The sequence below is a fragment of the Kosakonia sp. HypNH10 genome, assembly GCF_029850615.1.
Lineage (GTDB): Bacteria > Pseudomonadota > Gammaproteobacteria > Enterobacterales > Enterobacteriaceae > Kosakonia > Kosakonia cowanii.
Map to the genome: position 1 here is coordinate 711,468 of NZ_JAOTIU010000001.1, position 12,972 is coordinate 724,439.

The 12,972-nt window shown below is 58.5% G+C and carries 9 protein-coding genes; 8 read left to right on the forward strand and 1 reads right to left on the reverse strand.

Features of this window, described 5'->3' with window-relative positions; all coding sequences use genetic code 11:
* Positions 1-231: 231 nt before the first annotated feature.
* The 4 genes from N7V53_RS03470 (at position 232) to N7V53_RS03485 (ending at position 5,943) form a co-directional block, all read left to right on the forward strand.
* Positions 232-1,068, forward strand: coding sequence for a PRD domain-containing protein (locus N7V53_RS03470; RefSeq protein ID WP_023479241.1), 837 nt, complete (start codon positions 232-234; stop codon positions 1,066-1,068).
* A gap of 157 nt (positions 1,069-1,225) precedes the next feature.
* A complete protein-coding gene (locus N7V53_RS03475) occupies positions 1,226-3,058 on the forward strand; it encodes a beta-glucoside-specific PTS transporter subunit IIABC (RefSeq protein ID WP_279792114.1) in 1,833 nt (610 codons plus the stop codon).
* Positions 3,059-3,069: 11 nt separating this feature from the next.
* Positions 3,070-4,542 (forward strand): 6-phospho-beta-glucosidase, encoded by a 1,473-nt coding sequence (gene ascB / locus N7V53_RS03480; protein ID WP_279792115.1) that lies wholly within the window; start codon positions 3,070-3,072, stop codon positions 4,540-4,542.
* Between the two features lie 9 nt (positions 4,543-4,551).
* Positions 4,552-5,943: a family 1 glycosylhydrolase gene (locus N7V53_RS03485; protein WP_279792116.1), complete on the forward strand. Its 1,392-nt coding sequence runs from the start codon at positions 4,552-4,554 to the stop codon at positions 5,941-5,943.
* Between the two features lie 782 nt (positions 5,944-6,725).
* On the opposite strand, the gene rhlE is transcribed toward N7V53_RS03485, so the two are convergent.
* On the reverse strand, positions 6,726-8,156 hold the full coding sequence (gene rhlE, locus N7V53_RS03490) for an ATP-dependent RNA helicase RhlE (protein ID WP_279792118.1): 1,431 nt from the start codon (positions 8,154-8,156) through the stop codon (positions 6,726-6,728).
* Between the two features lie 282 nt (positions 8,157-8,438).
* On the opposite strand from rhlE, the gene cecR reads away from it, so the two are divergent.
* From cecR to N7V53_RS03510, 4 genes are read left to right on the forward strand one after another with little or no spacing between them, the layout of a single operon-like run.
* Entirely contained in the window at positions 8,439-9,113 is a 675-nt protein-coding gene (gene cecR, locus N7V53_RS03495) for a transcriptional regulator CecR (RefSeq protein WP_279792120.1), read from the forward strand.
* Positions 9,113-10,108 (forward strand): secretion protein HlyD, encoded by a 996-nt coding sequence (gene hlyD / locus N7V53_RS03500; RefSeq protein WP_124969035.1) that lies wholly within the window; start codon positions 9,113-9,115, stop codon positions 10,106-10,108. The genes cecR and hlyD overlap by 1 nt, the downstream gene beginning before the upstream one ends.
* Positions 10,101-11,840: an ATP-binding cassette domain-containing protein gene (locus tag N7V53_RS03505; protein WP_279792122.1), complete on the forward strand. Its 1,740-nt coding sequence runs from the start codon at positions 10,101-10,103 to the stop codon at positions 11,838-11,840. The genes hlyD and N7V53_RS03505 overlap by 8 nt, the downstream gene beginning before the upstream one ends.
* Positions 11,830-12,963, forward strand: coding sequence for an ABC transporter permease (locus tag N7V53_RS03510; protein WP_279792123.1), 1,134 nt, complete (start codon positions 11,830-11,832; stop codon positions 12,961-12,963). The genes N7V53_RS03505 and N7V53_RS03510 overlap by 11 nt, the downstream gene beginning before the upstream one ends.
* Positions 12,964-12,972 lie beyond the last annotated feature (9 nt).

Here is a 12,972-nt window from a genome sequence, read left to right on the forward strand (position 1 = left end):
GTAAATCGCACGTCAGGCAGACGATACTTTTCGCAAAGCCGATCACAAATTGGCAGATCCATTTATGAAACCGCTTCCCGACGCGTTGAACATTTATATGGTCAATGCTAGCTTTTTATCTGCATTACGCTTGTTACCGAATATCGGGCAAAACCTAAATGCAGACTGAGGGGATTAATCCGTCCCTGGCTGTATTTACGTTTTGCCCGTTTTTGTTTGCAGGAGTTGGCGATGCTGGTCAAACAAATATTAAATAATAACGTTGTCAGCGCCCTCGATGAGCACGGCTTTGAGGTAATTCTGACCGGGCGCGGCCTCGGGTTTAATACCCAGAGCGGCGACCGCGTCAATATGGACGCCATCGAGAAGATATTCCACCTGAAAGACTCTCAGCTCTCGGCCCGTTTTAAAGATCTGGTGAGCGAAGTGCCGGTGGAAATTGTCCAGCTAACGGCGGATATTGTTGCCCTCGCACGCGAAACGTTGCCGCATAAATTAAGCGACGGGCTGTATGTCACCCTTGCCGATCACCTCCATTTTGCCCTCCAGCGCAGTGAAAAAGGCGAGAGTTTAGCCAACCCGCTGGAGTGGGAAGTGCGCCACTTTTACACCGCCGAGTACGCCATTGGCCGCCAGGCGCTGGGCATGGTGGTAGCGCGCACCGGCACGCTGTTACCGGATAGCGAAGCGTGCAGTATCGCCCTGCATATTGTGAATGCCGGGCTGAACGATACGATGGGAAAAACCACGCAAATTACCCGGCTTATTTATCAGCTGCAAAATATCGTCAGATACTTTTTTACCCTGCCGCCCGATGAGCACACCCTCAATTACCAGCGCTTTATTACCCACTTAAAATTTTTCGCGCAGCGGGTGATTGCCGGGGAGGTATTAAACAACGATGACGAGGAGTTATTTGCCATGGTTGAGCGCCGCTACCAGACGACGCTGAAGTGCGTTAACGCCATCAGCGAGTTTGTCGGCAAACATTATCATCACACCATGAGCAACTCCGAGAAGCTTTATCTGACCGTGCATATCGAAAACGTGGTGCAGCGGTCGGCGTAATTCACCCGGCAGGCAGAGATGCCTGCGGCGTGAAAAATGAATTCCATCCAGGCTTGTTACTGTTAAATCAGGCAAACCCCAGAGGAAACAAGGTATCGGCCGAGGCCGATGTTTGTTGATGACGCCAGAAAATCGGCGTCTGTCTGGAGGAATGAGCATGAACTACCCGGAAACCGCGCAGAAGATCATTGCGCATATTGGCGGCAAGGAGAATATCCTGTCGCTGTTTCACTGCATCACCCGTCTGCGTTTTCTCCTTCATGACCACGACAAGGTCGACCGCGCGGCGCTGGAAGCGCTGGATGGCGTGATCGGCGTGAATATCTCTGGCGATCAGTACCAGCTGATTATCGGCAATGAGGTCGCCCCGCTCTGCGAAGCGCTGCTTGCGCAACTCCCCGGCGTCTCCTCCAGCGCCAGCAGCAGCAAACGGCGTAACCCGGTGTCGGTGGTGCTGGAGGGGTTATCGAGCATCTTCTCACCGATCATTCCGGCGATTGCCGGGGCCGGGATCCTGAAAGGGGTGCTGGCACTGATGGTCGCTATGCAGTGGCTTCAGACCAGCAACCAGACCTACCAGATCCTGCTCGCCATCAGCGATGGCGTCTTCTACTTTATGCCGCTGGCGCTGGCTTTCAGCGCCGGGAATAAGTTTGGTGCCAACCCCTACGTCGCCGTGGCGCTCGCCGCCACCCTCTTCCACCCGGCGATCCAGACGCTGTTTAAATCCGGCGCGCCGGTGAGCTTTCTCGGCCTGCCGGTGCCGACGGTCAATTACGCCTCGACGGTGATCCCGATTCTGCTGGCGGTGTGGCTGTTAAGCCGGGTGGAGAAGCTGATTGACCGCATGATGCCCGGCGTGCTGAAAACGATGTTCGTGCCGCTGCTGAGCCTGGTGATTGTCGCGCCGATTACGCTGATGGTTATCGGGCCGCTCGGTATCTTCGCCGGGAATACGCTCTCCGGCGGCATTATCTGGCTGGTGGAGAACATGGGCATCGTCGCAGGCGTGGTGGTGGGCGGCACACTGTCGATGATCATCATTACCGGCATGCATTATGTGCTGGTGCCAATCATGATCAACAACATCAGCACCATGGGTTTCGATCCGTTCAAAATCCTCTTTTATGTCGCCAACCTCGGCCAGGCGGGTGCGGCTTTCGGCGTATTTATTCGCGCACGCGATAAGAAGCTGAAGTCGCTGGCACTCTCCACCAGCTTCAGCGCGATGATGGGCATCACCGAACCGGCGATGTATGGCGTCAATATCCGCTACAAACGCCCCTTTGCCGCCGCGCTGCTGGGCGGCGCGATTGGCGGCGGCTTTGCGATGGCAATGGGGGTGAAAACCTACGCCTTTGCCCTCAGCGGCTTGCCCGGCCTGCCAGCGCTGGTCGGCCCGACCTTTATCTGGGCAGTGGTCAGTATCGCGCTCTCCTTTGTCTCTGCCGCCGTGCTGACGGTGATCCTCGGTTTCGAAGAGAAGGTGGTAGCGGGCGTCAGCCCGGTGAAGATCGCACGCGAAGAGGAGCGACTCTTCGCCCCGGTCAGCGGCACGCTGAAAGCTCTCAATACCCTGAGCGACCCGGTCTTTGCCGATGAAATTTTCGGTAAAGGGCTGGCCATTGACCCAAGCAACGGCGAGCTGCGTTCGCCGGTCAACGGCAAGGTTGAATCGCTGTTTGAAACCCACCACGCGCTGGCGCTGGAGAGCGACACCGGTGCCGAAATCCTCATCCACATCGGAATCGACACGGTGAAACTCGGCGGCAAGCACTTTACCAGCCATATCGAGGCCGGGCAGAACGTAGAGGTGGGCGATCTGCTGGTCAGCTTCGATCTCGCCGCGCTGCGGGCAGAGGGGATCGATCCGAGCGTGATCGTGGTGGTCACTAATAGCGAACAGTACGGCGATATCAGCCCGGTAAAAACAGATGGCGATGTCGCCAGCCGGGACGCATTTCTCACATTGACCGCAAGCGCGGCCTAAGGAGCACATCAGTGGCTTATTCGAAATCATTTCCGGAAGGGTTTTTATGGGGCGGCGCAACGGCGGCCAACCAGCTTGAAGGGGCATGGAATGTCGACGGCAAAGGGCTCTCCGTCTCCGATGTCTACACCTTCGATATCAACACGCCGCGCGAGCGCTGGCTCGATCAGTGGCTCGGCATGACCCACGCGCAGGTGCGCGAAGCGCAGGATCCGGACAGCAAAAAGTACTACCCGAAGCGCAAAGGCAACGACTTCTACCACCACTTTAAAGAGGATATCGCGCTGTTTGCCGGTATGGGCTTTAAGTGTTTTCGCATGTCGATTGCCTGGACGCGCATCTTTCCGCGCGGGGATGAGACCACGCCCAACGAAGCGGGCCTGGCGTTTTATGACGAAGTGTTCGACACGCTGCGCGCGCACGGCATCGAGCCGATTGTCTCACTCTCCCACTACGAGATGCCGCTGGCGCTGGTCACCGATTACGGCGGCTGGCCGAACCGCCAGCTGGTCGATTTCTATGTCCGCTTCGCCACTACCGTCTTTACGCGTTATCGCAAAAAGGTGAAGTACTGGATGACCTTTAACGAGATCAACTGCGTGAAGCACCACCCCTATGTCAGCGTCGGGGTGATTGAGGAGGACAACCCGCATCTCGAGCAGGATAAGTACCAGGGCGCGCACCACCAGTTTGTTGCCAGCGCGCTCGCCACCAAAGCGTGCCACGCGATTATTCCCGGCTCGCAGATGGGCTGCATGATCAGCTACCAGATGCTCTACCCGCACACCTGCCACCCGGATGATTTGCAGGCCTGCGAAGAGATGCAGCGCGTGTCGCTCTTCTTCAGCGACGTGCAGGCGCGCGGCTACTACCCCGCCTACACCGATCGCATGCTGGCGGAAAAAGGGGTGACGCTGCAAAAAGTGGTTGGCGATGATGAGATCCTGCGCCAGCACCCGGTCGATTTCGTCTCGTTCAGTTACTACATGTCGAGCACCGTCAGCGCCAACCCGGCATTGCATGACGGCGCAGAAGGCAACCTGATCACCGGCGGCATTCGTAACCCGCACCTCACCACCAGTGAATGGGGCTGGCAGATCGATCCGAAGGGGCTACGGCTGGCGCTCAATCAGCTCTATGACCGCTACCAAAAGCCGCTGTTTATTGCCGAAAACGGCCTCGGCGCGGTGGATACCGTCAAGGCGGATGGCTCCATCGATGACGATTACCGTATCGACTACCTGCGCCAGCACGTGGTGCAGATGCAGGAGGCGATTGCCGACGGTGTTGATCTCTTTGGTTACACCTGGTGGGGGCCAATTGATGTGGTCAGCGCCGGCACGGCGCAAATCTCCAAGCGGTACGGCTTTATCTATGTCGATCAGGACGATATGGGCAACGGCAGCCAGGCGCGCTCGCTGAAGAAAAGCTACCACTGGTATAAAAAACTGATCGCCTCGAATGGCGAAGACTTAGCGGATTAAGGAGCGGATATGTCTGTTTTTCCGAACGACTTTTTATGGGGCGGCGCGATTGCTGCTAATCAGGCGGAAGGCGCATGGGACGAAGATGGCAAAGGGCCCTCTATCGCTGACGTGGTGCGCGGCGGTATCGCTTCCGGTAAACATGATGCGGTAATTGACCCGAACCTCTATTACGCCAGCCACCAGGCGGTCGACTTTTACCATCACTACAAAGAGGATGTGGCGCTCTTCGCCGAGATGGGCTTCAAATGCTTTCGCACCTCGATTGCCTGGTCGCGCATCTTCCCGCGCGGGGATGAGACCACGCCCAACGAGGCGGGGCTGCAATTTTACGACAACCTGTTTGATGAACTGCTGAAGTACGGCATAGAGCCGGTGATCACACTCTCGCATTACGAAACGCCGCTGGCGCTCTATCAGGAGTATGGCGGCTGGAAAAACCGCCAGCTTATCGACTTCTTCACCCGCTACTGCGAGACGGTGTTCCGCCGTTATCAGGGCAAGGTCAAATACTGGATGACCTTTAATGAGCTGAACAACATGAACCGCATGCCGTTCGCCACCGGCGCGGTGGATGTTGACGCCAGCCCGCAGGAGATTTGGCAGGCGAATCACCACCAGTTCGTCGCCAATGCGCTGGCGAACATGCTCTGCCACGAGATCATGCCCAATGCGCTTATCGGCTGTATGTTGTCTCTGAGTACCGTCTACCCGGCGAGCTGCAACCCGGAGGATATCTTCTCGACTATGCAGCTGCGCCGCCGCTCGCTGCTCTTCTCCGATGTGATGATGCTGGGCGAGTATCCGGCTTATGCTAAACGGCTGCTGAACGATGTTGGGGTGAAGCTGGAGATGGCAGAGGGCGATATGCAGCTGCTTAAAGCGTACCCTTCTGATTACCTTGGCTTTAGCTACTACCGCAGCGTGCTGCACCAGGCGGGCGGGCAGTTCCGCGTCGATACCGGCGGCACCGCCGGGCTGGACAATCCGTTCCTGGAGAAGACCGAGTGGGGCTGGCCTATCGATCCCCTCGGTTTTCGTATCGTCTGTAATGAGCTGGCAGACCGCTACCGCAAGCCGCTGTTTATCGTTGAAAACGGTTATGGCGGTGTTGATGAAGTGGATGCCAGCGGTGAAATTAATGACCGGGCACGCATCGATTATGGCCGCCGCCATATTCAGGCGATGGCCGAGGCGATTGCGGATGGCTGCGAGATTATGGGTTACACCTGGTGGGGACCGATTGATATTGTCAGCGCAGGCACCGGCGAGATGAAAAAGCGCTACGGCTTTATCTATGTCGATAAAGACAACGAGGGCAACGGCACGCTCAAGCGCAGCAAGAAGCGCAGCTTCAGTTGGTATCAGCAGGTTATCGCCAGTAATGGCGAGGTGTTGTAGAAGCCCGGCGTCTGAAACCGCGTAGGCCGGATAAGCGTTTACGCGCCATCCGGCAATATCACCGCGACACACTTGCCGGATGGCGGCTACGCCTTATCCGGCCTACGGGAATGCAGCCGCTGGAACGGCGTAGGCCGGATAAGCGTCAGCGCCATCCGGCATTATCCCCTCCACACCAATTGCCGGATGGCGGCTTCGCCTTATCCGGCCTACCAAAACGCAGTTCCAGCGACACCGTCTTTGCTTTTATCTGCGATATGGCAGCGGCGGTGTTGGCCCCCGCTGAAATCGGCGAACCGAAGCGTGAATGACAAGGTCTGGACGCCATTGATGGCGGACAGAGGCGAACCGAGACAGGACAAAATTGCCGGGAGCAATTTTGAACAGCGCTTGCGCTGGCCCCGAAGGGGCGAGTCCCATGGATGGGACGAGTAAACCGAGTTCCAGAATGGAACGAGCAAGTCGAGTCGAGCCGGCCGCAGTCAGGCACGCGGGAGGTGAGCGCAGTGCGCAGCACCGATTTCCTCGCGGGGCCGCGGGGATTGATAAGGGGAGCGCGGCCGCTCCCCTTATCCCGTTCACCGCACCGGTGATAAAAATATCCCGCCGGACACCTGGTGAACGGAACCATTCCACCGTGGTAAGCCCATTGCCGGATGGCGCGTACCGCTTATCCGGCCTACGCCGTTTCAGCGGCACCATAAAAAAACCGCCATCCGGCTTAATGCCTGATGGCGGTTTTGAGTGCCGAATAAATCTACCCGGCCTGAACGGAAACTGATTTACGCGGAAGCGGGTTTGCGCGGACGACGACGGCGTGCGCCGTTGTTTGCCGGTTTCGCTGCACCGCCATCAAGACGACGATTGCCCACAGGCTTCGCGGCTCCACCTTCCGTTTTCGCGGCTCCGCCGTCGTTACTACGACGCGGATGACGCGCTTTCTGCGTCTCGCCTTCGCTACGGCGCGGTGCGGACTGGCTGCGACCGCCGCCACCGCCCTGCCCGCGTCCACCGCCGCCCTGACGGCCGCCATTCTGACCTCGGCCGTTCTGGATCGGCTCCGCTTTGATTGACGGATCCGGCTCATAGCCTTCAACCGCAACACGCGGGATCTCTTTTTTCAGCAGGCGCTCAATGTCGCGCAGCAGTTTATGCTCATCGACACAGACCAGCGACAGCGCTTCGCCGGTGGCGGCAGCACGGCCGGTACGACCGATACGGTGCACGTAATCTTCCGGCACGTTCGGCAACTCATAGTTGACGACATGCGGCAGCTCTTCGATATCGAGGCCACGCGCGGCGATATCTGTTGCCACCAGCACGCGAATCGAACCGGATTTAAAGTCTGCCAGCGCGCGGGTACGTGCGCCCTGGCTCTTGTTACCGTGGATCGCCGCACTGGTGATGCCATCTTTATTCAGCTGCTCGGCCAGGTGGTTGGCGCCATGCTTGGTACGGGTAAAGACCAGTACCTGCTGCCAGTTACCTTCGCCAATCATCTGCGACAGCAGTTCCCGCTTGCGTTTCTTATCCACGAAGTGAACGTGCTGCGTCACCTGCTCGGAAGCGGTGTTACGGCGCGCAACTTCAATCTCCAGCGGGTTGTGCAGCAGCTTTTCCGCCAGCTGTTTGATCTCATCCGAGAAGGTCGCGGAGAAGAGCAGGTTCTGACGCTTCGCCGGCAGCTTCGACAGCACGCGGCGAATATCGTGGATAAAGCCCATATCCAGCATACGGTCAGCTTCATCCAGCACGAGAATTTCCACGCTGTCGAGCTTCAGGGCGTTTTGGTGTTCAAGATCGAGCAGACGACCCGGGGTAGCCACCAGGATGTCAACGCCGCCGCGCAGTTTCATCATCTGCGGGTTAATGCTGACGCCGCCGAAGACGACCATCGAACGAATATTGAGATACTGGCTATACTCCTGCACGTTCTCACCGACCTGCGCCGCGAGTTCACGGGTTGGGGTCAGGATCAGGGCGCGTACCGGACGGCGGCCTTTCGCGTGAGGCTGGCTCTGCACCAGGCGTTGCAACAGCGGCAGCGTAAAACCGGCGGTTTTACCGGTACCGGTCTGGGCGCTGGCCATCAGATCGCGGCCTTGCAGCACCGCAGGGATCGCCTGCTGTTGAATAGGGGTCGGCTCGAGGTAACCCTGCTCCGCAACTGCGCGCAGGATATCCGGATTCAGGCCAAGGGCATCAAATGACATAACAACTCCGCACCGCCCCGACCTGTCACAGGTGTAGTTTTCGAGGAGATAATAGGTAGACTGATGACAAAAACCACAATGTCATGAAGGTGCGGAGTGTATCAGCTTTTGTGATCCGGCGCATAAAATATCCCACGTCAATGACTCAGCAAGATATCTTCCCGCTTCATTCTCTGAAAAAGGCATAAATTTAGCCCCCCTCACATTTCCTGCGCAAAAATTGGACAACATTTTCCCGCCGTCGTAGAGTTAATCAATCGATTGATTAATTTTATAACTCCCATGAATAGCACACCGACCACCAGTAAAGGCGAACAGGCCAAAAATCAGTTGATTGCCGCTGCTCTGGCGCAGTTTGGCGAGTATGGACTGCATGCCACCACGCGGGATATCGCCGCGCAGGCCGGGCAGAACATCGCCGCAATCCCTTACTACTTCGGCTCGAAGGAGGATCTCTACCACGCCTGCGCGCAGTGGATTGCCGACTTTATCAGCCACCATTTTCAACCCCACGTGCAGGCCGCCGAAGCGCTGTTTGCCGAACCTGAACCAGACCGCCCGGCGATCCGTGCGCTGATCCATCGCGCCAGCAAAGAGATGCTCACGCTGCTCACCCATGATGAAACCCTCAACCTGAGCAAATTTATCTCCCGCGAGCAGCTCTCCCCCACCCGCGCGTATCAGATTGTGCATGAGCAGGTGATCGACCCGATGCACCAGCATTTGACGCGCCTGCTCGCCGCCTACACCGGCCAGGATGCCGACAGCACGCAGATGGTGCTGCATGCCCACGCCTTAATCGGCGAGATCCTCGCCTTCCGCCTGGTGCGGGAAACCATTTTGCTGCGTGCAGGCTGGACGCAGTTCGACGAAGAGAAAACGGAAATGATCTTTCAAGTCATCACCTGCCATATCGATTTTATTTTGCAGGGATTAACGCACAGGAGTCCGGAGTGATGAAAAAGCGTAGCGTTGTGGTGTTACTCAGCGTGGTGCTGCTGGCGATGCTGGCTGGCGGTTGGTACTGGTATCAAAGCAGGCAGGACGACAGCCTGACGCTGTATGGCAATGTCGATATCCGCACCGTTAATTTAAGTTTTCGCGTCGGCGGGCGGCTGGCGGCGTTGCAGGTGGATGAGGGTGACAGCGTACAGGCCGGGCAGAAGCTCGGCGAAATCGACCGCGCGCCTTATGAAAACGCGCTGTTGCAGGCGAAAGCCAACGTCTCGACTGCCGAAGCCAAATATGCGTTAGCCACCGAAGGCTACCGCGCCGAGGAGATCGCCCAGGCCGCCTCCGCCGTCAGCCAGGCAAAGGCGGCGTACGATTACGCGCAGAACTTCTACCAGCGCCAGCAGGGGCTGTGGAAAACGAAAGTGATTTCAGCAAACGATCTGGAGAACGCCCGTTCGGCGCGTGACCAGGCGCAGGCAACGCTCAAATCGGCGCAGGATAAATTGCGCCAGTTCCGCGCCGGTAACCGCCCGCAGGAGATCGCCCAGGCGAAAGCGGGCCTCGAACAGGCGCAGGCCGCACTGGCGCAGGCAGAACTTGATTTGCAGGACACTACGCTGGTCGCGCCGAGCAACGGCACGGTGCTGACCCGCGCCGTCGAGCCGGGCAGCATGCTTAACGCAGGCAGCAGCGTGTTAACCCTGTCGCTGACCCGCCCGGTGTGGGTGCGCGCCTATGTCGATGAGCGCAATCTGCACCAGACTCGACCGGGAGCCGAAATCCTGCTCTACACCGATGGCCGCCCGGATAAGCCCTATCACGGCAAAATCGGCTTTGTCTCGCCGACCGCCGAATTTACCCCAAAAACCGTTGAGACCCCGGATCTGCGTACCGACCTGGTTTATCGCCTGCGCATTATCGTCACCGATGCCGATGATAACCTGCGCCAGGGGATGCCGGTGACGCTGCGCTTCGACGGCGAGGCGCGTCATGAATGAGCGGACCATTCAACTTGAGGGGCTGGTAAAACAGTTCCCCGGCATGGAGAAACCTGCTGTAGCGCGGCTCGATTGTGAAATCCACGCCGGTTATGTCACCGGGCTGGTCGGCCCGGATGGCGCGGGCAAAACCACGCTGATGCGCATTCTGGCCGGGTTAATGAAGCAGAACGAAGGCCGCGTGCGTGTACTGGGCCTCGACCCCATCGAGAACGACAGCGAGCTGCACGCCGTGCTCGGCTATATGCCGCAGAAATTTGGCCTCTATGAAGATCTGACGGTGATGGAGAACCTGATCCTCTATGCCGATCTGCGCAGCGTCACCGGCGAGAAGCGCCAGCAGATGTTTACCCGTCTGCTGGAGTTTACCTCCCTCGCCCCCTTCACCGAGCGGCTGGCGGGCAAACTCTCTGGCGGTATGAAGCAGAAGCTGGGGCTCGCCTGTACGCTGATCGGCGATCCGCAGGTGCTGCTGCTTGATGAGCCAGGCGTCGGCGTCGACCCCATCTCGCGGCGTGAATTGTGGCAGATGGTGCATGAACTGGCGGGCGACGGGATGCTGATCCTCTGGAGCACCTCCTATCTTGATGAAGCGGAGCAGTGCCGCGATGTGCTGCTGATGAACGAGGGCGAGCTGCTCTACCACGGCGAGCCGAAAGCGTTAACCCAGAGCATGGCCGGGCGCAGCTTTCTGCTCACCAGCCGGGATGAGAATAACCGCCGCCTGCTGCGGCGCATTCTCAGGCTGCCGCAGGTGAGCGACGGCGTGATCCAGGGGCGCTCGGTACGCATGATCCTGAAAAAAGGGGCCGATGTGCAGGCGATTCACGCCGCGCCAGAGATGCCACCGCTGGAGATTGAGGAGACCGCTCCGCGCTTTGAAGATGCCTTTATCGACCTGCTGGGCGGCGCGGGTGCGGCCGAGTCGCCGCTTGGCAAGATCCTGCACTCGGTGAGCGGCGATGGCGAAGAGACGGTGATTGAAGCGAGATCCCTCACCAAAAAGTTTGGTGACTTCGCCGCTACTAACGAGGTCAATTTTGCCGTCAAACGCGGCGAGATATTTGGCCTGCTCGGCCCGAACGGCGCGGGCAAATCCACCACCTTTAAAATGATGTGCGGCCTGCTGGTGCCGACCTCCGGCCAGGCGCTGGTGCTGAATATGGATCTCAAGGTCAGCTCCGGCAAAGCGCGCCAGCGCCTCGGCTATATGGCGCAGAAGTTCTCCCTTTACGGCAACCTGACCGTAGAGCAGAACCTGCGCTTCTTCTCCGGCGTCTACGGCCTGCGCGGCAGCGCGCAGCGGGAGAAGATGGCGCGAATGAGCGAAGCGTTTGGCCTGCAAACCATTGCCCGCCACGCCACTGATGCTCTGCCGCTCGGCTATAAGCAGCGTCTGGCGCTGGCCTGCTCGCTGATGCACGAGCCGGACATTCTTTTTCTCGATGAGCCGACCTCCGGCGTTGATCCCCTCACCCGCCGCGAGTTCTGGCTGCATATCAACAGCATGGTGGAAAAAGGGGTGACGGTGATGGTCACCACCCACTTTATGGATGAGGCGGAGTATTGCGACCGCATCGGGCTGGTCTACCGCGGCAAACTGATTGCCAGCGGCACGCCGGACGAGCTGAAAGCGCAGACCGCCGATGATAACCACCCCGATCCCACCATGGAGCATGCGTTTATCACGCTGATCCAGAACTGGGATAAGGAGCATAGCAATGCGCGTTAACGCCCTCTCCTGGCGGCGCGTACGGGCGCTGTGCGTCAAAGAGACGCGGCAGATCGTGCGCGACCCGAGCAGCTGGCTGATTGCGGTGGTGATCCCGCTGCTGCTGCTGTTTATTTTTGGCTACGGCATCAACCTCGACTCCAGCAAGCTGAGCGTCGGCGTGCTGCTTGAGCAGCGCAGCGATGAGGCGCTCGATTTTACCCACGCGCTCACCGGCTCGCCCTACATTGACTCCACCATCAGCAGCGATCGCCAGCAGTTGATCGAGATGATGCAGGCCGGGCGCATCCGTGGTCTGGTGGTTATTCCGGTCAACTTCGATGCGCAGATGGCAAGACCTGCCGAAGTGGCACCGATTCAGGTGATCACCGACGGCAGTGAACCGAATACCGCCAATTTTGTGCAGGGCTATCTCCAGGGGATCTGGCAACTCTGGCAGGCGCAGCGCGCCGAAGATCGCGGAGAGAGTTTCACGCCGCTGATCGATGTGCAGACCCGCTACTGGTTCAACCCGGCGGCCATCAGCCAGCACTTTATTATTCCCGGCGCGGTGACCATTATCATGACGGTGATTGGCGCGATCCTCACCTCGCTGGTGGTGGCGCGCGAGTGGGAGCGCGGCACCATGGAGGCGCTGCTCTCCACTGAGATCACCCGTGCCGAGCTGCTGCTCTGTAAACTTATCCCCTACTACTTTCTCGGCATGCTGGCGATGCTGCTCTGTATGCTGGTGTCGGTCTTTATTCTCGGCGTCCCCTATCGCGGCTCGCTGCTGATCCTCTTCCTGCTGAGCAGCCTGTTTCTGCTCAGCACGCTTGGTATGGGGCTTTTAATCTCGACCACCACGCGCAACCAGTTTAACGCCGCGCAGGTGGCGCTGAACGCCGCGTTTCTGCCGTCGATTATGCTCTCTGGCTTTATCTTTCAGATCGACAGTATGCCGGCGATTATTCGTGCGGTGACCTATATCATCCCGGCGCGTTACTTCGTCAGCACGCTGCAAAGCCTCTTTCTCGCGGGCAATATTCCCATGGTATTGACCATTAACATGCTGTTTTTGGTGGCCTCCGCCGTGATGTTTATCGGCCTGACGTGGCTGAAAACCAAACGCAGGCTGGATTAAGGAGAAGCC

Excerpts from the sequence above, each read along its gene's own strand:
- cecR (WP_279792120.1), top strand. The coding sequence starts at position 8,439 with ATGAATAGCACACCGACCACCAGTAAAGGCGAACAGGCCAAAAATCAG.
- N7V53_RS03510 (WP_279792123.1), top strand. The coding sequence starts at position 11,830 with ATGCGCGTTAACGCCCTCTCCTGGCGGCGCGTACGGGCGCTGTGCGTC.
- N7V53_RS03470 (WP_023479241.1), top strand. The coding sequence starts at position 232 with ATGCTGGTCAAACAAATATTAAATAATAACGTTGTCAGCGCCCTCGAT.
- N7V53_RS03505 (WP_279792122.1), top strand. The coding sequence starts at position 10,101 with ATGAATGAGCGGACCATTCAACTTGAGGGGCTGGTAAAACAGTTCCCC.
- N7V53_RS03475 (WP_279792114.1), top strand. The coding sequence starts at position 1,226 with ATGAACTACCCGGAAACCGCGCAGAAGATCATTGCGCATATTGGCGGC.
- hlyD (WP_124969035.1), top strand. The coding sequence starts at position 9,113 with ATGAAAAAGCGTAGCGTTGTGGTGTTACTCAGCGTGGTGCTGCTGGCG.
- rhlE (WP_279792118.1), bottom strand. The coding sequence starts at position 8,156 with ATGTCATTTGATGCCCTTGGCCTGAATCCGGATATCCTGCGCGCAGTT.
- N7V53_RS03485 (WP_279792116.1), top strand. The coding sequence starts at position 4,552 with ATGTCTGTTTTTCCGAACGACTTTTTATGGGGCGGCGCGATTGCTGCT.